The organism is Flavobacterium sp. N2270, from assembly GCF_025947225.1.
Lineage (GTDB): Bacteria > Bacteroidota > Bacteroidia > Flavobacteriales > Flavobacteriaceae > Flavobacterium.
Genome location: NZ_CP110005.1, coordinates 2,754,734 through 2,778,714, shown reverse-complemented (window position 1 = coordinate 2,778,714; position 23,981 = coordinate 2,754,734). Strand labels below are relative to the sequence as shown.

23 protein-coding genes and 1 tRNA gene are annotated in these 23,981 nt (G+C 29.6%); 10 read left to right on the top strand and 14 right to left on the bottom strand.

Annotated elements, in window-relative coordinates; all coding sequences use genetic code 11:
- Positions 1 to 4 precede the first annotated feature (4 nt).
- Together OLM55_RS13175 and OLM55_RS13170 are read right to left on the bottom strand one after the other, a co-directional pair.
- Positions 5 to 1,633: an ATP-binding protein gene (locus OLM55_RS13175; RefSeq protein WP_264559353.1), complete on the bottom strand. Its 1,629-nt coding sequence runs from the start codon at positions 1,631 to 1,633 to the stop codon at positions 5 to 7.
- Between the two features lie 179 nt (positions 1,634 to 1,812).
- Positions 1,813 to 1,886: transfer RNA gene (locus OLM55_RS13170), tRNA-Met, on the bottom strand.
- A gap of 148 nt (positions 1,887 to 2,034) precedes the next feature.
- On the opposite strand from OLM55_RS13170, the gene OLM55_RS13165 reads away from it, so the two are divergent.
- Together OLM55_RS13165 and OLM55_RS13160 are read left to right on the top strand one after the other, a co-directional pair.
- Positions 2,035 to 2,427, top strand: coding sequence for an START-like domain-containing protein (locus OLM55_RS13165; RefSeq protein ID WP_264559352.1), 393 nt, complete (start codon positions 2,035 to 2,037; stop codon positions 2,425 to 2,427).
- Between the two features lie 51 nt (positions 2,428 to 2,478).
- Positions 2,479 to 3,321 (top strand): aminotransferase class IV, encoded by an 843-nt coding sequence (locus OLM55_RS13160; protein ID WP_264559351.1) that lies wholly within the window; start codon positions 2,479 to 2,481, stop codon positions 3,319 to 3,321.
- On the opposite strand, the gene OLM55_RS13155 is transcribed toward OLM55_RS13160, so the two are convergent.
- The 5 genes from OLM55_RS13155 to OLM55_RS13135 all read right to left on the bottom strand — a co-directional run bounded on the left by OLM55_RS13155 (position 3,314) and on the right by OLM55_RS13135 (position 7,826).
- Positions 3,314 to 3,874: a YqgE/AlgH family protein gene (locus tag OLM55_RS13155; protein ID WP_264559350.1), complete on the bottom strand. Its 561-nt coding sequence runs from the start codon at positions 3,872 to 3,874 to the stop codon at positions 3,314 to 3,316. The two genes, OLM55_RS13160 and OLM55_RS13155, sit on opposite strands and share 8 nt — an antisense overlap.
- A gap of 115 nt (positions 3,875 to 3,989) precedes the next feature.
- On the bottom strand, positions 3,990 to 4,268 hold the full coding sequence (locus OLM55_RS13150; RefSeq protein ID WP_264559349.1) for an HU family DNA-binding protein: 279 nt from the start codon (positions 4,266 to 4,268) through the stop codon (positions 3,990 to 3,992).
- A gap of 175 nt (positions 4,269 to 4,443) precedes the next feature.
- Positions 4,444 to 5,391 (bottom strand): methionyl-tRNA formyltransferase, encoded by a 948-nt coding sequence (gene fmt / locus OLM55_RS13145; protein ID WP_264559348.1) that lies wholly within the window; start codon positions 5,389 to 5,391, stop codon positions 4,444 to 4,446.
- The gene (locus OLM55_RS13140) at positions 5,391 to 7,277 is read right to left on the bottom strand and encodes an ATP-dependent DNA helicase RecQ (protein WP_264559347.1); all 1,887 of its coding nucleotides are present in this window, start codon (positions 7,275 to 7,277) and stop codon (positions 5,391 to 5,393) included. Before OLM55_RS13140 ends, fmt begins: the two co-directional genes overlap by 1 nt.
- 15 nt (positions 7,278 to 7,292) lie before the next feature.
- Positions 7,293 to 7,826, bottom strand: a complete 534-nt coding sequence (locus tag OLM55_RS13135; RefSeq protein ID WP_264559346.1) for an ATP-binding protein — start codon at positions 7,824 to 7,826, stop codon at positions 7,293 to 7,295.
- 128 nt (positions 7,827 to 7,954) lie between these two features.
- Here OLM55_RS13135 and OLM55_RS13130 point away from each other — a divergent pair, with 128 nt between their 5' ends.
- Genes OLM55_RS13130 through OLM55_RS13115 form a run of 4 tightly spaced genes read left to right on the top strand, consistent with a single transcriptional unit; the run spans position 7,955 to position 11,072 of the window.
- Positions 7,955 to 8,239 carry a DUF493 domain-containing protein gene (locus tag OLM55_RS13130; protein ID WP_264559345.1) on the top strand — a complete coding sequence of 95 codons (285 nt, stop codon included), beginning with the start codon at positions 7,955 to 7,957 and terminating at the stop codon, positions 8,237 to 8,239.
- Between the two features lie 4 nt (positions 8,240 to 8,243).
- Positions 8,244 to 8,930 (top strand): DUF4290 domain-containing protein, encoded by a 687-nt coding sequence (locus tag OLM55_RS13125; protein WP_264559344.1) that lies wholly within the window; start codon positions 8,244 to 8,246, stop codon positions 8,928 to 8,930.
- A 3-nt stretch (positions 8,931 to 8,933) separates the two neighbouring features.
- Positions 8,934 to 10,244: a UDP-N-acetylglucosamine 1-carboxyvinyltransferase gene (gene murA / locus OLM55_RS13120; RefSeq protein WP_264559343.1), complete on the top strand. Its 1,311-nt coding sequence runs from the start codon at positions 8,934 to 8,936 to the stop codon at positions 10,242 to 10,244.
- A 60-nt stretch (positions 10,245 to 10,304) separates the two neighbouring features.
- Positions 10,305 to 11,072, top strand: a complete 768-nt coding sequence (locus OLM55_RS13115; RefSeq protein ID WP_264559342.1) for a sulfite exporter TauE/SafE family protein — start codon at positions 10,305 to 10,307, stop codon at positions 11,070 to 11,072.
- Between the two features lie 3 nt (positions 11,073 to 11,075).
- On the opposite strand, the gene OLM55_RS13110 is transcribed toward OLM55_RS13115, so the two are convergent.
- From OLM55_RS13110 to OLM55_RS13095, 4 genes are all read right to left on the bottom strand, one after another.
- Positions 11,076 to 11,699, bottom strand: coding sequence for a hypothetical protein (locus OLM55_RS13110; RefSeq protein ID WP_264559341.1), 624 nt, complete (start codon positions 11,697 to 11,699; stop codon positions 11,076 to 11,078).
- A 72-nt stretch (positions 11,700 to 11,771) separates the two neighbouring features.
- On the bottom strand, positions 11,772 to 14,237 hold the full coding sequence (locus OLM55_RS13105) for a DUF5686 and carboxypeptidase regulatory-like domain-containing protein (protein WP_264559340.1): 2,466 nt from the start codon (positions 14,235 to 14,237) through the stop codon (positions 11,772 to 11,774).
- A gap of 47 nt (positions 14,238 to 14,284) precedes the next feature.
- Complete coding sequence (gene aroQ, locus OLM55_RS13100) at positions 14,285 to 14,698, bottom strand: type II 3-dehydroquinate dehydratase (RefSeq protein WP_264559339.1); 414 nt, start codon at positions 14,696 to 14,698, stop codon at positions 14,285 to 14,287.
- A gap of 73 nt (positions 14,699 to 14,771) precedes the next feature.
- On the bottom strand, positions 14,772 to 15,314 hold the full coding sequence (locus OLM55_RS13095; protein WP_264559338.1) for a porin family protein: 543 nt from the start codon (positions 15,312 to 15,314) through the stop codon (positions 14,772 to 14,774).
- Positions 15,315 to 15,616: 302 nt separating this feature from the next.
- Here OLM55_RS13095 and OLM55_RS13090 point away from each other — a divergent pair, with 302 nt between their 5' ends.
- Positions 15,617 to 16,210, top strand: a complete 594-nt coding sequence (locus OLM55_RS13090; protein WP_264559337.1) for a porin family protein — start codon at positions 15,617 to 15,619, stop codon at positions 16,208 to 16,210.
- A gap of 75 nt (positions 16,211 to 16,285) precedes the next feature.
- On the top strand, positions 16,286 to 17,185 hold the full coding sequence (gene xerD / locus OLM55_RS13085) for a site-specific tyrosine recombinase XerD (protein ID WP_264559336.1): 900 nt from the start codon (positions 16,286 to 16,288) through the stop codon (positions 17,183 to 17,185).
- Between the two features lie 86 nt (positions 17,186 to 17,271).
- Here xerD and rny read toward each other — a convergent pair whose 3' ends face one another.
- The 3 genes from rny to OLM55_RS13070 all read right to left on the bottom strand — a co-directional run bounded on the left by rny (position 17,272) and on the right by OLM55_RS13070 (position 19,633).
- The gene (gene rny / locus OLM55_RS13080; RefSeq protein ID WP_264559335.1) at positions 17,272 to 18,834 is read right to left on the bottom strand and encodes a ribonuclease Y; all 1,563 of its coding nucleotides are present in this window, start codon (positions 18,832 to 18,834) and stop codon (positions 17,272 to 17,274) included.
- 209 nt (positions 18,835 to 19,043) lie between these two features.
- On the bottom strand, positions 19,044 to 19,337 hold the full coding sequence (locus tag OLM55_RS13075; RefSeq protein WP_264559334.1) for a cell division protein ZapA: 294 nt from the start codon (positions 19,335 to 19,337) through the stop codon (positions 19,044 to 19,046).
- Positions 19,338 to 19,342: 5 nt separating this feature from the next.
- Entirely contained in the window at positions 19,343 to 19,633 is a 291-nt protein-coding gene (locus OLM55_RS13070; RefSeq protein WP_264559333.1) for a hypothetical protein, read from the bottom strand.
- Between the two features lie 191 nt (positions 19,634 to 19,824).
- Between OLM55_RS13070 and OLM55_RS13065 the strand changes: the two genes are divergently transcribed.
- Together OLM55_RS13065 and OLM55_RS13060 are read left to right on the top strand one after the other, a co-directional pair.
- Positions 19,825 to 21,510 carry a M23 family metallopeptidase gene (locus OLM55_RS13065; RefSeq protein WP_264559332.1) on the top strand — a complete coding sequence of 562 codons (1,686 nt, stop codon included), beginning with the start codon at positions 19,825 to 19,827 and terminating at the stop codon, positions 21,508 to 21,510.
- 43 nt (positions 21,511 to 21,553) lie between these two features.
- The gene (locus OLM55_RS13060) at positions 21,554 to 23,980 is read left to right on the top strand and encodes a TonB-dependent receptor (protein ID WP_264560637.1); all 2,427 of its coding nucleotides are present in this window, start codon (positions 21,554 to 21,556) and stop codon (positions 23,978 to 23,980) included.
- Position 23,981 lies beyond the last annotated feature (1 nt).

Below are 23,981 nucleotides of genomic sequence, written 5' to 3'. Positions count from 1 at the left end.
ATTTCTAAATTGGGATTGTAAATATAATTTTCAATCCATTATTTGATTCAAAAGTAATAGTTCCGTTTATGCTTTTTATACGGTTTTCCACATTTAAAAGGCCATTTTTAAATTTATTTTCTTTTATACCTATTCCGTTATCGGCATATTTAATTTCTAACACTTTGTTTCTTGAGTTTATTGTAATAAATACTACAGAACATTGACTATGCTTTTTCATGTTAATCATAAGTTCTTGAATTACTCTATAAAGTGTTATTTTTTTTATTGGTGAAATGTTTTCCCAAATAACATCATCTATCCCTTTAGTGATGACTTGTATTTCTTTAGTAATGAAATTGTTTAATAATGCTCGTAATTCTGCATTATATTCATTGTTAATTTTAATTGTGTTGTTTTGGTGAGAAATGAAACGTGTTCTTTTATATATTTTATCTAAATCATTTATGATTTTTTCTTTGTTATTTGCAATTGAAATATCTTGATTTTCTGCAAAAGTTAAAGTATTAAACATATCGTTTGCTAGTTCATCATGTAATTGTTTAGCAATTCTTGTTTCGGTTTCATAAACTGTTTCCAGTTGTTTTTGTTTGTTTTTTATTTTTAAAAGTATAAAAGCTAAAATAGATAAAGCTATAATTGCAATAATTACAATGGTTAGTTTCTCTTTTTGTTCTTTATGAATTTTTGATTCGTTTTCTGCTTTTGATGCATCATATTTTATTTGAGCAAATTGATTTTTGTTTTTATTTCTTTCTTTTTGAATACTGTCGTTTATATGTGCATACTTTAAATACCATTCTTTATTGTTTACATTGTTTTTTATAAGAATATCCAATGCTTCTAAACGATCGTCTGGGCTTTTAGAAGTAGTTGCAATTGTATATGCTTTTATAGCATAATCGTTTGCTTTTTCAAATTGAGCTTCCTTTTCATAAAAACTTGCTAAATGCACGTATGATGCTATTTTGCTATAATTGTCGTTAATACTATCTCTCATTTTTAAGCCTTTGTCAAGAAGTAGCTTTGCTCCAGGTAGCCCTTTTTTTAAGTAGGCATAACCTAAATTGTCTATAACTTTTGCATAGTAAAAAGAATTTTCTTTTAAAACTTTATTGTCTAAAAGAGGTTCTAATATTAAAATAGCTTTATTCAACTGATTATTGTCTAAATAAATTAATGCAATGTTGTTTTGTATTACTGCATTGTGTAAAGAATCTGTAGTGTTTTTTGAGGCTAAATAAAGTTGTTCTTCGGCTTTTTTAAACTTCCTTTGCTCTTGGAAAGCAGTACCTAACATATTGTGTAAATAGGAATTGTAAACCGGATTTTTATTGATAGCTATGGCTTCGATAGTTTCAGATTCACTTTCTATATAATCACATTGCGTATAATATAATCTTGCTTTTTCAAGTTTTGAATAGACGATATTATCGACAGTGTACTTTTTGTTTACAGAAATTAAATTTAAGTAATAAAAAGCACTGTCGTTCTTGTTATTTTTTTCAGCTTTTATGGCTTTCTCCTTTAGAACACTGAAATCAGTTATTTGTTCATTTTTTTCAAAAAGAGAACAAGAGCTTAGTAAAATAACTAGTAATAAAAAGAATAAATAAAAAGAATAATTTTTCATTCTCTAAAAATATTAAAAAATATAACTAATATCAGAATAAAACTACAATTTATTGAGATTGATTTTAATCTTTTGGAAGAAGTTATTTTTTTTTAAGTAGTAAACACACAAATTCATTTACTTGTCATTTTTTAAAAATAAAAAACCCTAAACAATTGTTGTTTAGGGTTTTGTTTTTGTAGCGAGAGGCAGGGTCGAACTGCCGACCTCAGGGGTATGAATCCTGCGCTCTAACCAACTGAGCTACCTCGCCATTATTTAACATCAAGTATTGCTCTCAATGCGGGTGCAAATATAGTATTATTTCTTTTTTAAACAAATAATATTTTTAAAAAATATAGTCTTTTTTGTTTTTGTATTTTCAATTTAATTTCTATATTTCGAAAATAAATAAAAACACAATGAGCGATAAAATAAAATACGAATTAGAATTCCCAATACACGCCTCAACATCAATGCTTTATAATTATATATCAACTCCTTCTGGTTTGTCTGAATGGTTTGCTGATAATGTAAATTCTCGCGGTGAATTTTTTACTTTTATTTGGGATGATTCTGAAGAAAAAGCAAAATTAATTTCTAAACGCTCTGGAGAAAGAATAAAATTTAGATGGCTGGATGAAGATGGAAATGAAAGCGAGTATTTTTTTGAAATAAAAATTCAAGAAGATGAAATCACTAAAGATGTTTCCATAGTTGTTATCGACTTTGCAGAAGAAGATGAAGTTGAAGAATCTAAGTTATTATGGGAAAATCAAATTTCAGATTTAAAACATGTAATAGGTTCGGTTTAATAAAACCAATTAATAACTTATATTTGTCCCGCATTAAAGCGGGATTTTTTTATGGTAAATTTTAACGGTACAATTCAAGATTCAAGTAATATAGTAATTGAGAATAATAGAGGTTTTTTATTTGGTGATAGTGTTTTTGAAACAATGAAAGTTGTTGACGGAAAAATATTATTTTTAGAAGATCATTATTTTAGATTAATGGCTTCTATGCGTATTTGTAGAATGGAAATTCCTATGAATTTTACAATGGAATATTTTGAAAGTCAAGTAATTAATCTGTTAAAAGCTTCTACTGCTGTTGAAAATGATTGTAGAGTAAGATTTTCTGTTTACCGTTCTGGTGATGGTTTTTATTTACCAAAAACAAATGAAACAGAGTTCTTAGTTACGATTTCGAAATTAGAAGAAGCAATGTACTTAATTAACAATTCTACTTATGAAGTTGAGTTGTTTAAAGATTCTTATGTAACGAAACAATTATTGTCTACTTTAAAGACTAATAATAAAATGGTTCAAATTACAGGAAGTATTTTTGCAAATGAAAATGGATATCATAACTGTTTGCTTTTAAACGATGAAAAAAATGTTGTTGAAGCTTTGCAAGGAAATATTTTTATGTTTTTAAATGGAGAGCTGATTACGCCTCCGTTGTCTGATGGTTGTTTAAATGGAATAATGAGAAAACAAATCATCGAAATTGCTTCTAAAATGGAAGACTTGAAGGTTGTTGAAAAGTCAATATCTCCTTTTGATTTACAAAAAGCAGATGAGTTATTTATTACAAATGTAATTGTAGGTATTCAATCTGTTTCTAAGTACCGTAAAAAGGAGTTTACATCATTAGTTGCAGAAAAGTTAATTGCAAGATTAAATGCTAAAATAAGACTTAATTAAGGTTTGGATCTTCTGGTGCATTTGAGTATAAAATATAGTCACCACCTTGTTCTATTATTTTTTCTTTCCAAAAATCTTGAGTCGATTTTGACAAGACTTTGCTTTTAAGATTATTCTGAATAATTATCCAAGAATTTTCTTTAAGCTCTCTGTCTAATTGTTTTTTATCCCAGCCACTGTACCCTAAAAAGAATCTAATATTTTTTTTAGAAATTTTTTCCTCGTTAATTAGATTTTTAGCAGTTTCAAAGTCTCCACCCCAAAAAATGCCATCAGCAATTTCAATACTTCCAGAAATTAATCCGGGAACGTTATGAATAAAATATACATTGTCTTGTTCAACAGGTCCGCCATTATATATTTTAAACGGAATTTTAATGTCCGGAATTAAATCACTTACCTTGTATTTTAAAGGTTTATTGAGAATAAAACCAACAGAACCATCGTTGTTATGCTCTGCTAATAAAATTACTGAACGATTAAATGAATTATCACCAAGATTTGTAGGTTCAGCTATAAGTAAATGTCCTTTTTTTGGTAAAACTGAAATCATATGCACAGTATTTTTTATTAAAAATATCAAAAAATGTTTACAATATCAAAAAAAAACGTTTAAATAAAAAAGTCTCGTTTAATACGAGACTTTTTATTTATAAAATAATAATTAATTATTTTGAATTTACAGCTCCGTCTAAATCAGCACCAGCTTTAAATTTTACTACATTTTTAGCAGCAATTTTGATAGTTTTACCAGTTTGAGGGTTTCTACCATCTCTAGCAGCTCTGTTAGAAACTGACCAAGATCCAAAACCTACTAATGATACTCTTCCACCTTTTTTAAGTGTTCCACCTACGTTGTCTAAAAAAGATTCTAAAGCTAATTTAGCAGCTGCTTTTGTAATTCCAGCAGAAGCTGCCATTGCATCGATTAATTCTGATTTGTTCATAATAAAGTTATTTATAATTGGTTAAACTTATTTAATTCTTTACAAATTTAGTAGTATAACTGAGTTATGCAAGTGTTTGGTATGTTTTTAGGTTAAAATGTTAATAAAACAAGGTAAATGTTAATAAGATTTGTTGTTTTTTAATAATTTCCGTGAGTGCTAGTGTTTTCAAGGGTTAAATTACAATTGTGTTTTCTGATAACTGAACACCATTTAATAATTCATGAATTTTCATTTTTTTCTTTCCTGGAAACTGTAATACTTTAACTGAAAGTAGTCCGTTTTTTACTGCAATACTCAATTCTTTTTTTGTAGTAATGACTGTTCCTAATTTATAATCGTGTTTCTCATCAAGTAATTCCGATTCGTAAATTTTTATGTTCCATTCATTTTCTCCATCTTTTAAAATGGTCCATGAAGCTGGGTAAGGAGATAAACCCCTAATATGATTGTAAATTTCAACTCCAGATTTACTCCAATCAATTTTACAATTTTCTTTATTCAGTTTATAAGCCGTTTTAGTAATTAAACTGTCGTCTTGTTGTTGTGGTTTTGCATTTCCGTTTTCAATTAATGCTAGACTTTCTAAAACTGTATTGCTTCCAATTTTCATTAACCTGTCATGTAGTTCTCCTGCTGATTCATTTTTAGAAATTGGAGTTTCTGCTTGTAGAATCATTGCGCCAGTATCAATTTTGTCATCAATAAAAAATGTTGTTACTCCGGTTTTTTCTTCTCCGTTTATTATAGCCCAATTAATAGGTGCTGCACCTCTATATTGTGGAAGTAACGATGCATGCAAGTTAAATGTTCCTAGTTTTGGCATTTTCCAAACTACTTCTGGAAGCATTCTAAAAGCAACTACAACAAATAAATTTGCATTAAGCAATTTTAGTTCTTCTATGAAGGTTTCATCTTTAAGGTTTGTTGGTTGCAATAATTTTAAATTATTTGCTACAGCATACTCTTTTACAGCGCTTGTACTTACTTTTTGGCCTCTTCCTGCAGGTTTGTCGGCAGCAGTTATTACACCAACAACTTCATATTTATTTTGGCAAATAGTATCTAAAATTCCTACTGCGAACTCTGGAGTTCCCATGAATACAATTTTTAATTTTTCCATTATATAAGCGTATATTGATTTATTTTGTTGATTTTTATTTTTTCTGACTCCAATAAAACTTGAATAGCATTTAATATTTCTTTTGTTGAAAATGATAAATGATTTTCAATTTCTCTTGACGAAATAGGAGCTTTTTCTAATAATTTTAATATTTGATTTTGAATTAAATTACTATCAGATTTTTTCAATGACATGCAATAGGAGCATACGCCACAATTTTCATTTGTCTTTTCGCCGAAGTAATTTAAAATGAAATTGGTTTTACATTGTTCATTGTTAATATAGTGAATAACTTCATTAAACTGATTTTTTTTAAGGTTATTCTGGTTTTCTAAGTATTTTGAAACTCTATTTATAGTTAAATCGTCTTCTCTTATTTCATTAAAAGTAATACTGCTGTCGTTATTTAATTTAGTAATAATAATGCAGCCATTTTGTTCTAAGTTTTCAAGTGTCTTTAATACTTCTTTTTCTGTAACATGCGCTTTTTTGGCAATTAGAACGGTATTAATGTTTGTTTCAATATCAAAAATTCCGGTATAGGTTCGTAAAATATTAGTAATTATTTCTTCTTCATTTCTGTGAAGACTCATATAACGAATGATTTCTTTACTTTCTAATACAAATTGAATACTGGTTTTTTCAGAAAACTCAGCATTAAGTGTAATAATGCTTTGACGATCTAAAAACTGTAAAGCATTATAGGTTTTCATTACAGGTAGTTTGTATTGATTACAAAACTGATTCAAATTGAATGAAAACTTAGAATTATAACCTTCACCATATGCAATTTTAAAAAAGCTATTGAGTTTATGATAAACATTCTTTAAAAAATCTTTGTTGGGTAAAACTTCTATAAATTGATTTTTTGCTGTTTCAATATCACCGGGACTTGTAATTAATATGGCAAATGCTTTTTCTTCATTCCTTCCGGCTCTTCCTGCTTCTTGATAATAATTTTCAATATTTTCGGGTAATTGAATGTGAATTACGGTTTTAACATCGGGTTTGTCAATTCCCATTCCAAAAGCATTGGTAGCAACCATGACCTGACATTCATTATCCATCCACTTTTTCATGTTCGTGTTTTTATCTTTTATAGATAATCCGCCATGATAAAACGTACTTGAATAACCAAGTTTGTTTAAGTTTTCAGATGTTTCAATGCAAGACCTTCTGTTTCTAACATAAATAATAGAGGACTGTTTATTTTTGTTTAATATTTGCTCAATTTTATGTAGTTTATCTTCAGTTAAAACTACATAATAAGATAGGTTTTCTCTTTTAAAAGAACCTTTAAATGTAGTGGTGTTATTTAATTTTAAACTCTCAATAATATCTTGTTGAACTCTTAAAGTAGCAGAAGCAGTAAGTGCTATAAATGGTGTTTTGTTAAAATGCTCTTTTAAGATGTTAATTTTAAGATAAGCGGGTCTAAAGTCATGTCCCCATTGGCTAACACAGTGTGCTTCGTCAATTGCAATTAAATTTATGGGTAGTTTTTTTATACGCTCTAAAACCCAATCTTGTTGAAGCCTTTCTGGAGACAAATACAAAAATTTGTAGTTTCCAAATTCGCAATTATCAAGTAAATCACTCGTTTCGTTTTGAGAAATTCCGCCTAATAAAGCAACGGCTTTTATGTTCTTTTTTTCTAAATTTTCAACTTGATCTTTGATTAAAGCAATTAAAGGAGAAACGACCAAACAAATACCGTTCAATATCATTCCAGGAACTTGAAAACAAATCGATTTTCCTCCGCCCGTTGGTAAAAGGGCAAGAGTATCATTTCCTGCTAAAACATTTTGTATAATTTGTTCTTGAGGTTGTCTAAATTTATCGTGTTTCCAGTGTTTTTGGAGAATTAATAAAGCTTCGCTTGACATTAAGATGTTAAAAAATTAAATTCGTTCAAGAATAAAAGCAGCTCTGTTTTCTACAGTGTCTTTAGGAACTTCTGTAATTTGGTAGCCAAAATTCTCATAAGTTTTTACTAAATGATTATGGATTTCTAAAGCTTGTTCAAAAGTTTCATAACGTTCTTCATCGCTGGTATAAATTTCTTCCCATGGTGGAAGCATAAAAACATTTGAATATTTATGATTAGCACATGTTTCTGTGAAAATTTCTGGATAAGTATCGCCAATAAAATCCATATAAGCTACAACATCAGGCAAACCTCTATCTATAAATACAATTTTTGATTCGTGATTTTGAGCTTCTAAATATTGTTTTTTTCTTCCTTCTAAAAGCAATTCACTAAAAAGCATTGGGTTTTCAAGAAAAAGTTGGTCTATGCCATCCTCTTGCGCTTTTTTTATGATTTCTCTAGAGATTTCAGGAAAACAAGTATGTCCGTTTTTAGTTAACTCGTTTATTAAAGTTGATTTTCCAGAACTTGGTCCGCCTATTAAAACTATAATTTCATTTTTCATTCTAAACTAATATAAAAAGCAAAAGTAAGTTTTTTTTAAAAATGAGCTATATTTTATCTACATTAAGCATTTTCAAAATAGTATTTATAAACTTAAAAAAGTATATTTGCTACTTTAAAGATAGGAAGATGGATAAGAAAACGGAAGAGTTTTATGTAAGGTTAAAAGATGAGTTAGCAAATACTTCTCTTTGGCCTTCAGAATATTTATACAAATTTATTGTACCTTCAGATAAGCAAAAAGTTGATAAGGTTGAAGCTGAATTTAATAATATGGGAGCTGTTATTAAAAGCCATAAGTCTAAAACAGGAAAGTATACAAGTGTTTCAATAAGTGTTCAGATGAAAGATCCTGATCACGTTATTGAAAAGTATAAAGCATTATCGTCAATTGAAGGAATAATTTCATTATAAAAGTATGAATTTTAAAGCAGAACAAGCAGTTGGTAGTTTAGAATATAATTCTTTACGAAAAGATTTGATAATTCCTGAATACGGTAGACATTTACAAAAATTAGTCGACCAAATGCTAATTATTGAAGATAAAGATAGAAGGAATAAAGCTGCAAATTACATCATTTCTGTAATGGGTAATTTAAATCCACATTTAAGAGATGTTGCTGATTTTCAACATAAATTATGGGACCAGTTATTTATTATGGCCGATTTTAATTTAGATGTTGATTCGCCATATCCAATTCCTTCGAGGGAATTGTTGTCTAAAAAACCAGAAAAATTAGCATATCCACAAAATTTCCCTAAATACCGTTATTACGGAAACAATATCAAATATATGATTGATGTTGCAAATAAATGGGAGGAAGGAGAGCTTAAAAACGCATTAGTGTTAGTTATTGCTAATCATATGAAGAAATGCTATTTAAGTTGGAACAAAGACACAGTTGAAGATGAAGTTATTTTTAATCATTTATTAGAGCTTTCAAATGGTAAATTAAATTTAGCTAAGACTAATGAAGAACTTTCTCAAACACACAATTTGATGAAAGTAAATAAAAAAATGTCAAATAAATCAAATTATGGTACTTCATCAAAAAGTATTCATAAGAAGAAAAATATTAATCCTAAAATTACTAAAAGAAAATAATTCATGGGTACATTTCAAATAGAAGGTGGTAAAGTATTAAAAGGTGAAATTACACCGCAAGGGGCAAAAAACGAAGCATTGCAGGTTTTGTGTACGGTTTTGTTAACTTCTGAAAAAGTTACAATAAACAATATTCCAGATATTATCGATGTAAACAAATTAATTACTTTATTAGGTAATTTAGGGGTTAAAATTCAAAAAAACGGTCCAGGTTCTTATACATTTCAAGCTGATGAGGTTAATGTAAATTACCTAGAAACCGAAGCTTTTAAAAAAGAAGGAGGGTCTCTTAGAGGTTCTATTATGATTGTTGGACCATTATTGGCTCGTTTTGGTAAAGGATATATTCCAAAACCTGGAGGAGACAAAATTGGACGTAGAAGATTAGATACCCACTTTGAAGGCTTTATTAATTTAGGTGCAAAATTTAGATATAATAGAGAAGACCATTTTTATGGTGTAGAAAACGAAGGGAAGCTTAAAGGTGCATATATGTTATTAGACGAAGCTTCTGTTACAGGAACGGCTAATATTGTTATGGCAGCAGTTTTAGCAGAAGGAGAAACGACTATTTATAACGCAGCGTGTGAACCTTATTTACAGCAACTTTGTAATATGTTAAACTCTATGGGAGCAAAAATCTCAGGAGTAGGTTCAAACAAATTAATTATTGAAGGTGTTGATGAATTGGGCGGTTGTGAACATAGAATTTTACCTGATATGATTGAAATAGGTTCTTGGATTGGTCTTGCAGCTATGACAAGAAGTGAAATAACAATTAAAAATGTAAGTTGGGATAACTTAGGTCAAATTCCAAATGTATTTAGAAAGTTAGGTATTACATTAGAGCGCAAAGGGGATGATATTTTTATTCCTGCTCATACTGATGGTTATCAAATAAAAACAGATATTGACGGTTCCATTTTAACTATTGCAGATGCTCCTTGGCCAGGTTTTACACCCGATTTGTTGAGTATTGTTTTAGTAGTAGCTACACAAGCAAAAGGGGAAGTTTTAATTCACCAAAAAATGTTTGAAAGCCGTTTGTTTTTCGTTGATAAGTTAATTGACATGGGAGCAAAAATTATTCTTTGTGATCCGCATAGAGCTATTGTAATAGGTCATAATTTCCAATCGCAATTAAAAGCAACCACAATGTCTTCGCCAGATATTAGAGCTGGAGTTTCATTATTAATTGCTGCGCTTTCTGCAAAAGGAACAAGTACAATTCAAAACATTGAACAAATAGATAGAGGTTACGAAAGAATAGGAGAACGTTTAACTGCTATTGGTGCAAGTATTGTTCGCGTTTAATATAAATAAAATTTAATATATAAAGCTAAGTGCAAAATTGTACTTAGCTTTTTTTAGTTTATGGAAACATACATTATAATTTTTCTTTGCATCGCTTCCTTTATTGCTGGGTTTATTGATGCAATTGTAGGAGGTGGTGGATTAATTCAAACACCTGCAGCTTTTATTTTAATGCCTGCACAAAATGTAGCAACAATTATTGGAACTTTAAAAGTTCCAGCTTTAAGCGGAACCAGTGTTGCTACATATCAATATCTAAAAAAAGCTACTGTAAATTGGAAACTTTTTGGATTAATGGCATTAGTATCTTTTGTATTTGCTTATTTAGGTTCAAGTTTATTGAATGTAATGAAAAGCGACTTTATGAAACCTTTGTTGTTTGTAATTTTAGTTTTATTAATGGTTTATACTTATTTTAAAAAAGATTTTGGTCAGTTTCAAGTAGATAAATTAACACAAAAACAAATCTATATTTATGCTCTAATTATTTGTGTTTTCATTGGTTTCTATGATGGATTTATTGGGCCTGGAACCGGTAGTTTATTAATTATGGCTTTTATTGCTGTTTTAGGATTTGACTTTTTACAAGCTAATATTTATGCAAAACTAGTTAACTTGGCCACTAACATTGGTTCTATAACTCTGTTTGTTATTAAAGGAAAAATTATTTGGACTGTTGCTATTCCTATGGCGGTTTGTAATGCTACAGGAGCTTGGCTTGGAGCAAGATTAGCGATATCAAAAGGAAACGGGTTTATACGTATTTTCTTTTTAATCGTAGTTGGTATTGCTTTAATCCGTTTTGGTTATGATGTTTTTGTAAAATAAAAATTATTGCATTGGGTTGTTTCGATTAGCATCAAAATCAGGTTTGTTCTCATCTTCTTTTGGTAATTTTGGCTGATTGGCTTCTTTTTGCTTCTCAAAATATTGACTCCATTTTTTGTTTATTTTTTCAGAAAAGGATTTTTCAATTTTAGTGTTCAATACTTTTTCAGCTTCCATAACTTCCATTCTTATTGGATGCAATTCTTCATTAATATTTTTACCAATTTCCATTAATTTTTTATGATCATTTTTTTCAATGGCAGCTTGTTGTTTTTCACGAGAAGTAAGTTCGATTGTTTCAAGCTTAATTTTGTTAGCTTTTTCAATTTTACCAATTTCTTTATTGTATTCAGCAATTAATTGAGTCATTAACCCTTTTTCTGCAGTTTTTTTAACTTTAGATTCTTTTATAACTTCATCTATATCATAAGTAATAAGTCCAGCAGCGTCATTAATATTAATGATTTCTATTGCTTTTTTTTCATTGTTTTGTTGTGGAGGTTTATTTTGACCAGATTGTCCGCCTCTTTGTCCGCCTCCTCTTTGACCGCCACCGCCACCTGGTGGTTGACTGTATGCAAATGAAAATTGAAAAATAGTTAAAACGATAATTAGTAAATGCTTCATGATTTTTTGTTTTTTTTTAGTAATTTCTAAGCTTTAGACGACAAAAAATCAATTTACTTTTATAATGTTTTGTTAAAATTGAATTCCAAACATAATTCCATCGCCTAAGTATCCGTTTTGATAAGCTCTTACATAATCAATTCTAAGAAATCTAAACTTTCCAAAACCTATATTGTCAAAACCTACACTAAATTCTTGGTATGGCTTAGTATTTGGAACATTTATTTGATGAAAACTTCCTATTAAATTCCATTGCAATTTATTTAGTAAAGGAATTTTATTCATAATATATCCTTTAAAATTGTGTTCTACATGTGTTTCTATATAGGCATCATTTGTAGAATTTGAATAATAAGGGAGTAAATTAAAAGCATTTAAGTAATTTCCTCTAAAGTTTACATGTGTTTGATTTCCGTTAAAATGTTTGTAATCTATAAACGAAATATTATCAGCATTAAAGAATTTTCCTGCTTTTAAATGAAACGCAAAATTTCCTTTGTTTCCTAGAGATTTATCATAATCAATTTTTCCAGATACATAATCGTATGTATAATTAGAGTTTGTTGCTGAAAACGCTTTTTCATAATTAAAGCTTAAAACAGGATAATCTTCATTTGCTACATTTAGCTTTCCATCGGGGCGAGAAATGTATTTTTGACCAAATAGAATACGAGTTCCAATATCAAACTTCATCATATGATGAGGTGCAAAAGGAACACTAAATTCATTAGTTGGATCTAGCGGATTATTTGAACTATAAACATCGTTAGACTTTATCATTGTATAATTGGTATTATTAAATAAAGCACGACGTTTTTCATATTCTAAACTACTGTTTATAAAAATTCCATTAGTAACTTCCATACCAAAATGAGCTTTTATAAATTCCTTATTATACAACTTCATAAAATTGTTTTTAAAAAATAAAGTGCTAACAGTATTAATAAATGGTGTAATAGGCTGGCTGTTGTTTATTTGTTCAATTGCGCTTCCACCAGTTAGCGAAACATTTGCATAGTTTTTAGTATTAAATCGATGATAAAAACGAGCATTAACTCTTAATCTATCTTCTGCAAAACCATAATTAAATGTAGATGATATTGAAGTGAACTTTCCATTTTCATCATTCCATTTTCTAAAAGAAAAGCCACTGTCTAAATTCCAACCTTGAACGGTATTGAAACTTAACGATGAAAAATCTAAAAGACCTTTATAATTAAAGTTCCAGTTTTTATAGGTATTTTTATAATTGTAGCCTGTAATAATTTTAAGCAAATTAAATTTATTTCCCTTAGCGTCTATTGAATCTAAATAGGTTTGCGATTTTCTAATGGTTTGAATGCTGTCTTTTTTAAAATAGCTGTTCGTTTCTTCTTCAGTTAAAGGAACTGGTCTAAAAGCAGACCAATAAGCATCTTCTTTTTTATTTGCATTATCTGCAAAAGAAACAATTTCACTACCAAAAGTTTTCTTTTCAAAACTATCTTTAAAGTTATAATTGCTAAAAACGTAAGTGAATTTTCCGGTAAATTTCATGCCAAAAATTCCGGCGTCAAAATCTAAAGATTGAATGTTTTTAACCCACATTTTCTTATCGGTATTGAAACTAAAGTTTTGAATTAACTTCATAGTTTCTAAAATAGGCTGTTGCATTCTATAACCTTTAAGGTCTAAATCTAACCCGTAAATTGCCCAAGAATCTTCAACAATATAAATAAAACCTTCAAAAACTGGTTCTTTATCTCTTTTTACCGAAACCTCAATTTTATTAATCAATTGATTTTTATCATCATAAAAAGTTCCGTCAAGTTTATATTTATAATAATTAAACGCATTATCAGCAATAGGCGAAATCATTTTAATACCAAAATCTACATAATTATCATAAAAATCATAATTAGTATTTAAAGCAGTGTTGTAACTAAATCCGTTATCGTTTCCTGCTACTTTCGACGCTATAATTTCTTCTTTTAAATTGTCTGGTTTTTCAAATTTTATTTTAGAAACTGTTTCCGATAAATAAATTACACCGCTTCTGGTCGAATCTAAACTTCCTTCAAGATCGCCAATTTCAACTCCCATAATTTTTTTTGGAATGTCTTTGGCTCTAAAAATTCCTCTCGAATAAAAATCAGCTTCAAATTTATCGGTTTTATCGCTGTTTATTTTTTTAGCTTTTATTGCTTTTCTAATTAATTCATCAGCAGGATTTACTCCATTACTAACTACAATTTCATTTAAAGTAAAATTTTCTTCTTCTAACTTTACATCTAAAGTATAAGGAAAAGAAGAAATCTCTAAATGTTGTTTTTGGGTTTTATAGCCAAGATATTGAAACAGAATATTAACTTTTTGATTAGCATTGTAGTTTAATTCATATTTACCTGCTTCATTTGTGGTTGTTCCTATATAGGTGTTTTCTACATAAATATTTACATAGGGCAACGGATTTCCTTCTAAATCGGTAACTGTACCTTTTATTTGACTAAATAGTGTAGCCGAAAAGAAACTAAATAATAATAAGTAAAAATGTTTCATTTGATGTGTTTATTATTAAAGACGAGATTTTTATTAAAATAGTTGCATTACAAAAAAGCCTCAATAGCTAAATCATAACTTTTTAAACCAAAACCTATTATTACTCCTTTTGTGTTTGGCGAAATATACGATTGATGTCTAAATGATTCTCTAGAAAATGTATTAGAAATATGTACTTCAATAACTGGAGTTGTAATGGCTTTAATAGCATCGGCAATTCCTATAGAGGTATGTGTGTAAGCGCCCGCGTTTAAAATAATTCCGTCATAATTAAAACCAACTTCCTGTATTTTAGTAATCAGTTCGCCTTCAATATTGCTTTGATAATAACTCAACGTAATATTGGTATATTTATTAGACAAAGTGTTTAAATACTCTTCAAACGATGTTGAACCATAAACTTCTGGTTCTCGTTTGCCTAATAAATTTAAATTGGGGCCGTTAATAATTATTATTTTCATTGCAATTGCTTTTTTGTAAAAATAAAAAAAAACCATTCGAAATGGAATGGTTTTTTATAAAAGTTTCATAAGGTTAAAACATAAACCCAACGGACACCTGAACAACGCTGTTTTTAACATCGGCATTTTTTGAAACTTCTGTTAATCCAAGCGTATATCTTGCTTGTGCAAATAACGATTTTGTAATTTGTAAACCTAAACCGGCATTCACTCCAAAATCAAAACTATTATAATCATTTAAATTAAACTCGTCTTTTTTACTTACTAAAAAGGATGCCTGCGGACCCGCTTCTAGAGAAAGCGAGTTCGTTACATATAATTTTAACATAACGGGTATTGAAAGATATCCTAGTTCGTTTTGGTATTCATCTATAGCATTTTTGTAAGAAGCTCCTTGTGTAGAATAAAGCAATTCGGGCTGAATGGAAAACGAATCTAAAAGACCTATTTCGGCAACTAAACCTGCATGATAGCTGGTTATGGCGTCTGTTTGAATATCTGAACCGTTAAAATTAGCATAGTTTACACCTGCTTTTATACCTATTTCAATAGTTTGAGCATGTAAACTTGTTATTCCTGTTCCTATAAATAATAAGGTAATAAATAGCTTTTTCATATTTGCGTTTTCTGTAAAACGTTTTTTGCCTGTTTTTAGTATGTTTCTCGATAAAGTGCATTTTTATACGTTTTAAGGAAGTGCTTGTAAATGAGCTAGTTAAGTTAAATTAACGTTTTTTTTTGTTAATAAATTAATATTATTTTATTGTAAAATGTAGTCTTTTTTTTATGTATAACTTACTTAAAGTCAGTGTGTAATGTTTTTTTTGTTGATAAAAGTGTTAATAAAGTATGTTTTTTTATTACCCTATTAAAAAAAATGCTTTAAATTTGTACTATAACTTTAAAATTAAACTAAACATGAAAAAAGTTTTATTATCTGCAGTAGCAATTTTAACATTTAGTTTTGCTAACGCACAAGAAGAAGCAACAACTTCAACAGGAAGCTTTGCTAAAGGAGATATGTTTTTATCTGGAGCATTTTCAGTAGGATCTGAAACAACTGGTGATGACAAATCTACAGGATTTACAATTGAGCCTAAATTTGGTTTCTTCGTATCTGACAACATCGCTATTGGTGGTAAATTAGGATACACTTCTTACAAAGCTGAAGATTTCTTCGGAGATACTGATGACATGGCTGGTTTCACAGTTGGTGCTTTTGGACGTTACTACATGACTCCTGCATCTCAATTTTCTTTATTCGGTCAATTTGGAGTAGATTATACTTCATGGGATGACAAATTAGCTGATGCTCAATCTAACGAAATTGGTGTTAACTTAGGATTAGGTTTAAGCTATTTCGTTTCTCCAAAATTCGCTATTGAAGCTTCATGGGCTGGATTAGGTTATACTACTAACGATAACGGTGGTAGTGGTGCAGATTCAACTGATTCTTTCGGTTTAGGTGCTAACTTAAATGCTATTAGCTTTGGATTAATTTACAAATTATAATATTTGTAAACCAATAATATTAAAATCCCGCTTCGGCGGGATTTTTTTGTTTAGAATAATTTGTATTTTTGAGGCATGAGCAATTGGCAATCGTATTTAAAAGAATATCAAAACTACCTTAAGCTAGAAAGAGGTTTGTCGGCCAATACAATTGAAAATTATTCATTTGATATTGAAAAACTCATTGCTTTTTTGGTTTCTAATAATATTGAAGTAACTCCAATAACTATTACCGAAGAAATTGTACAACAATTTATTTATGAATTGTCTACCAAAGTAAATGCCAGAAGTCAATCGAGAATTATTTCGGGTTTAAAGAGTTTTTTTAATTATTTAATTTTTGAAGATTACAGAGCCGATACTCCTATGGAACTTATAGAAGTACCAAAAACAGGTAGAAAGCTTCCAGATACGCTTTCAACGGCTGAAATTGATGCTCTAATTGCCGCTATTGATTTGTCTAAACCAGAAGGCGAACGCAATAGAGCCATGCTTGAAACACTTTACAGTTGTGGTTTGCGGGTTTCTGAATTAGTTAATCTTAAAATTTCTGATTTATTTTTTGAAGAAGGTTTTATAAAAGTTACCGGAAAAGGAAATAAACAACGTTTTGTTCCAATAGGTGATAGTACCGAGAAGTACATTAATTTTTATAGAGATAGTATTAGAAATCATCTTCAAATTCATAAAGGACATGAAGATACTTTGTTTTTAAACCGAAGAGGAAAACAATTAACCAGAGCTATGGTTTTTACTATCATTAAAGATTTAGCTGTAAAAATAGGTTTGCATAAAACCATAAGTCCGCATACATTTAGACATTCTTTTGCTACACATTTACTTGAAAACGGTGCCGATTTGCGTTCGATACAATTAATGTTAGGTCACGAATCTATTACAACAACAGAAGTGTACATGCATTTAGATAGAAAATTTCTTACTGAGGTAATTAATAATTTTCATCCAAGGAAGTGAATTTAGAGGAAAGAGGCTAGAGTTTATAGTATAAAAAAAATCGCATTAAATAAATTAATGCGATTTTGTATTTATAGTTGTTAGTTTTACTTCGCTATATTAACAGCTCTAGTTTCTCTAATTACAGTAATTTTAACCTGACCAGGATAAGTCATTTCAGTTTGAATTTTATGAGAAATATCAAAAGATAGAGTAGAAGCCATTTCATCACTTACTTTTTCACTTTCTACAATAACTCTTAATTCTCTACCTGCCTGAATTGCGTATGCATTTTTAACACCTTGGAATCCAAAAGCAACAGCTTCTAAATCTTTTAAACGTTGAATATAAGAATCTAATACTTGTCTTCTTGCACCAGGTCTTGCACCAGAGATAGCATCACACACCTGAATAAGTGGAGAAATTAAATATTTCATTTCTATTTCATCATGGTGAGCACCAATAGCGTTACACACTTCTTCTTTTTCACCATATTTTTCAGCCCATTGCATTCCTAATAAAGCGTGAGGTAATTCGCTTTCAGTATCAGGAACTTTACCAATATCGTGTAATAAACCAGCTCTTTTAGCTAATTTAACGTTTAAGCCAAGTTCTGCAGCCATAATACCACAAAGGTTAGCTACTTCTCTTGAGTGTTGCAATAAGTTTTGTCCGTAAGAAGAACGGTATTTCATTCTACCTACAATTTTAATTAATTCTGGATGTAAACCGTGAATACCTAAGTCGATAACGGTTCTTTTACCAGTTTCAATAATTTCTTCTTCTATTTGTTTTTGTGTTTTAGCAACAATTTCTTCAATACGAGCTGGATGAATACGTCCATCAGTAACTAATTTATGTAATGCTAAACGAGCAATTTCTCTTCTTACTGGGTCAAAACAAGATAATATAATTGCTTCTGGAGTATCATCAACAATAATTTCTACACCAGTTGCGGCTTCAATAGCTCTAATGTTTCTTCCTTCTCTACCAATAATTCTACCTTTAACATCATCAGATTCTATATTGAATACCGATACACAGTTTTCAACAGCCTCTTCAGTACCTACTCGTTGAATAGTATTGATGATTATTTTTTTAGCTTCTTGATGTGCGGTCATTTTAGCCTCTTCCATAGTATCTTGAATGAAAGACATTGCCTCGGTTTTAGCTTCAGCCTTTAAGCTTTCAGTCAGTTGATTTTTTGCTTCTTCAGCAGAAAGACCAGAGATAACTTCTAGTTGCTCAATTTGACTTTTGTGTAAGCGATCTAAATCTACTTGCTTTTTGTCTAAAACTTCAATTTTAGAATTGTATTCTGCTATTTTAGCGTCAAATTCATCGCTAGCTTTTTTGGCTTTAGCCAGTTCACTAGAAATTTGAGATTCTTTATCGCGAGTTCTTTTTTCGGCTTCCGCCATTTTTTTGTCACGAGATAAAATAACTTGTTCGTGTTCCGATTTTAATTCTAAAAATTTTTCTTTTGCTTGAAGAATTTTGTCTTTTTTAAGCGCTTCAGCATCGGCTTTTGCATCTTTTAAAATAGAGCCAGCTTCTTTTTTAGCATTTTTAATAAGAGTAGAAACATTTGTTTTTTCTAAGTATTTGGCGATTCCAAATCCTGCTCCAAGTCCTACTAAAATTCCAATTATAATGTATATTAGTGTCATAGTTTTGTTAAATAATTTATATAAAAAAAGCCTACATTAGAGTGTTGTATAAACTCGTAAAGGACAAGTTTTGAGCTAACTCGCAGTTCAAGCTTCCTACTTAAAGGCTTGCTATAGTTACGAAGATTCGCTCATTTTAATTTGTTAGTGTTGAGTTTATCAAATTATACTAATGTAGGCAGTATCTTAATGTATATGTAAGAACGTATTTATCTTGAGAGTAACTCGCTCAGTTTTTTATCTAAATTTTCTAGTCGAACAATAGATGAAGATTCTACTTCTGTAACTTCAATTTGTTTTTGTTCTACTTGCGAAGCAAATTGTAAGGCGCACATGGCTAATACATCTTGTTTATCTCTTACCGCATAGCTTTGTTCAAATTGTTTAATCATATCATCAATTTTTTTTGAAGCACTTCTTAGTCCTTCTTCTTGAGCGCTATCTATGGTTAGTGGATACACTCTGTCTGCAATTGATAATTTAATTTTTAATTGTTCTTTCATCTTTATTAATCTGAAAGTTGTGCTATACAATAATCGATTTCGCGAATTAATGAATTTATTTTAAGCTTTGTTTCTCTTTTATTTTCGTCACTGCCTATTAACGAATTTGCCATCCTAAGATTTTCAATTTGACTTTTTAAAGCAATCAATTCTTCCGACTGTTGTTCTTGATTTTTTTCAAAAACTACTATTTTTTGCTTCAACTCTTGGTTTTCACTTTCTAATACAACTAATTTTTTGTTGAGCTTAAAAAATTTAACTTCAAGAGAATCAATTAATTCTGATAATCCTTTCATGAATGATAAAATTCATTTCTATTTCTACAAATTTAGCATTACTATCGAATAATTACAATAGTTTTTGATAAATTTTATATAAAAAAGTAATTTTTTTTTAATATTTTGGTTTATAACGAGTTATGGAAAGGTTTTTGATTGTAGTATTTTTGTACTATTATTTTTATTATTTTTAGCTTTTATTTAAAACTATGAAACTTTTACTTCTTTTATTGTTGCCTTTTTTAGTGTTTAGCCAGTCAGATTATCCTACTGATTTTATTTCGCCTTTGCCAATTTCTCTTGATGTTTCGGGTTCTTTTGGAGAGTTGAGAAGCAATCATTTTCATTCGGGAATTGATTTAAAAACCAATGGAAAAGAAGGTTTAGATGTTTTTGCTGTTGCTGATGGTTATGTTTCAAGAATAAAAATTTCTGCTTTTGGTTACGGAAAAGCAATTTATATAACGCATCCAAATGGTTATACCACGGTTTACGGTCATTTGCAAAAAGCGAATGGTGCTATCGAAACTTATATAAAGCAAAAACAATATGCGCAAAAATCGTTTGAAGTAGAACTATTTCCAATGCCAAGCGAACTTCCTGTAAAACAAGGAGATATTATTGCTTTTTCTGGTAACTCTGGTGGAAGTGGAGCACCTCATTTACATTTTGAATTTAGAAATACAAAATCTGAAAAAATTATTAATCCATTGTATTTTGGATTTAATAAATTGGCTAATGATACTAGAAAACCTGAAATTCAAGGCGTAATGGTGTATCCAATTGATAGTACTTTGGTCAATAAATCTCAAAATCCTATTGCGGTTTCTTTCAATAAAACGGCTGACGGAAATTATTTAGCTTCTAAAGTTATTGCGAATGGTAAAATTGGTTTTGGTATCAATGCTTTTGATTATTGTACCAATCAATACAATAAAAACGGATTGTTTAAAGTAAAGGCTTATCTAAACGGAGTTTCGTATTATGAATATGAATTAGAAACATTTGCGTTTGATGAATCTCGATTTGTAAATAGTTTAATTGATTATCAGCGATTTGGTAAACTTCGTCAACGCGTTCAAAAATTGTTTCAAGAAATTCCTTTTCCGCTTTCGATTATTAAGGCAAATAAGACGAACGGAATTATAAATGTGCAACCAAATGTAACGTATACTTATAGAATAGAGTTGTATGATTTTCACGGAAATAAAGTGCAATTAACCATTCCGGTCGAATATGGAAATCAAGAAACTGTTTTTAAGAAAGAAATAAAGAAAACGAAGTACTTTTTAAAATCTAAAAACGAATATAATTATACAAAAGATAATGTTTCGGTTTACATTCCAGAAAATACTTTTTATGAAGATTTTTATATGGATTTTGATGTGAATGACGGTGTTTTAAATTTACATGATGAATCGATTCCGGGTTATAAAAACATGACCATTACTTTTTCTGATGTTCAAGGATTAACGGAAGAGCAATTAAGTAAGACTTTTATTGCGAGCGTTGATGGTTATAAACTTGATTATAATAAAACGTATAGAAAAGGAAATACTTTTAAGCTTTATACTCGAAACTTAGGAAAATATAAACTTTCTCAAGATTATGATGCACCTCGTATTTATAATGTCAATTTTGTTGAAGGAAAGAATTTAAAAGACCAATCTTTAATAAGTGTTTATATTGCCGATAATATGTCGGGTATTGATACTTATAACGCGTATTTAAACGGAGAATGGATTTTAATGGAATACGATTATAAAACAAAAAAGCTAATTCATCGTTTAGATGATAATAAATATAAAGAAGGAAGAAACGATTTGAAAATTATTGTAACAGATGATATGCAAAATTCTACTACCTTTGAGTCTTTCTTTTTTATGAATAATTAATATAGTGCTCTTGAAAAATATATATCTAATCCTTTTTATTTCAATGTTTTCACTAACCACTTTTGCGCAAACAGCAAGAGTTAAAGGTGTTATTTTAGACGAATTCAATACTCCCGTCGAAAATGTTTCGGTTAAAGTAGGCGATAAAGGAACAGTTACTAATGCCAATGGTTTTTACTTATTAGATGTTCCTTCAAATAAAAAAATAACGATTGTTTTTTCGCATATTTCATTTAAAAACTCAGTAATAACATTAGAATTAAAATCTAATGAAGATTTTGAGTTTAACCCTGTGATGAATGCAAATGTTCAAGAAATTGGAGAAGTCGTAGTAAGTGGTACAAGTAAAAAAAGGGTTGAAGGAATTACTTCAATTGATCCTGTAGTTATAAGAAAAATTCCAGGCGCAAATGCCGGAATTGAAAACATTATTAAAACATTGCCAGGAGTTTATTCTAATAATGAATTGAGTACTTCATATGCAGTTCGTGGTGGAAATTACGATGAAAACTTGGTTTATGTTAATGAAATTGAAGTATATCGTCCGTTTTTAATTCGTTCTGGTCAGCAAGAAGGATTGAGTTTTACCAATACTGATATGGTTGAAAATGTCGATTTTTCTGCCGGAGGTTTTCAATCTAAATATGGCGATAAAATGTCATCGGTTTTAGATATTACGTATAGAAATCCTAAAGAGTTTGCTGCAGGTATTGAAGCAAGTTTATTAGGTGGAAGTATCTCGGTTGAAGGTGTAAGTAAAAATCAAAAATGGAGTAATATTACTGGGATTCGTTATCGAAACAATGCACTTTTAGTAAATAGTCAAGAAACAGAAACGAATTATAAGCCATCATTTGCAGATATTCAAACGATGTTTAATTTTAATGCTTCAACCAAATGGCAATTTAGTTTCTTAGGAAATATTTCTCAAAATAAATACAATTACCAACCTTTTACAAGACAAACAAACTTTGGTACAATTGATAATCCAATAGCTTTATTGGTTTTTTATGAAGGTCAAGAAAAGGATGAATACACAACTTATTTTGGAGCTTTTAAATCGGTTTATCAATACAATGATAAAAATAAATTAAAATTTATCGCATCAGCTTATCATACACAAGAGCAAGAATATTACGATATTTTAGCTCAATATCGACTTGGAGAAGTAGATTCAAATATTGGTTCTGAAACTTTTGGTGATGTTGTGTATACAAGAGGTGTTGGTTCTCAATTAAATCATGCTCGAAATAATTTAGACGCACTAATTTTTAATGCCGAAGTAAAAGGTTTTCATGAGCTAAATGAGAAAAAGCAAATAGAATGGGGTTTTAAATATACTCGTGAAGATATTAGAGATAGAGTGGTAGAGTGGGAGGTTGTTGACTCTGCAGGGTTTTCTTTACCAAACCCTTTGTTAGAGTATGTTAACGACCAACCTTATAATCCTTATTACGGACCGTTAGCGCCTTACCAAAGTGTAAGAGCTACTAATTATACTACAATTAACCGATTTTCCGGTTATGCCCAATGGAACTATAGAGGAAAAATTGGAGTGCACGAATATTGGGTAAATGCAGGAGTTCGTGGCCATTCATGGCAAGTGTCTAGTCAAGATGAAACAGGGAAAAATAAATTTGTTTTTTCTCCAAGATTTCAATTTGCATTCAAACCCAAGTGGAAAAAAGACATGCTATTTCGACTTTCTGGCGGAATGTATGCTCAACCTCCTTTTTATAGAGAGTTAAGAGATTATGATGGAGTAGTACAAACCAATGTTGATGCTCAAAAATCGGTTCATATTGTTTTGAGTAACGACTACAGTTTTAAAATGTGGAACAGACCTTTTAAATTAATTTCAGAAGCCTATTATAAAAACATAACTGACGCAAATACATATACAATTGATAATGTACGTATTCGTTATAGAGCAAATAATGATGCTACTGCTTATGCGTATGGTTTTGATGCTCGTTTAAATGGTGAATTTGTTCCAGGTACCGAATCTTGGTTTAGTATTGGTTACTTAAAAACAGAAGAAAATCAAGACAATAGAGGATATATTGCTAGACCAACCGATCAACGATTAAAGTTTGGATTGCTTTTCCAAGATTATATGCCAAATATTCCAAACGTAAAAGTGTATTTAAATTTGGTGTATAATACAGGTTTACCTGGTGGCTCTCCTTCATATGCAGATCCATACGATTATCAATTACGTCTAAATGATTATCGTAGAGCAGATGCTGGTTTTTCATATGTATTTAAAGACCAAGGTATAAAATCGTCTAAAAAATGGTTAAATCCGTTCAATGAGTTTTCTATAGGATTGGAAATATTTAATTTATTTAACAACCAGAATTCCATTACGAATACTTGGGTTAGAGATGTTTATACTAAAACTCAATACGGAATTCCTAATTATATGACAACCCGAGTGTTTAACGTTAAGTTAATTGCTAAATTATAAG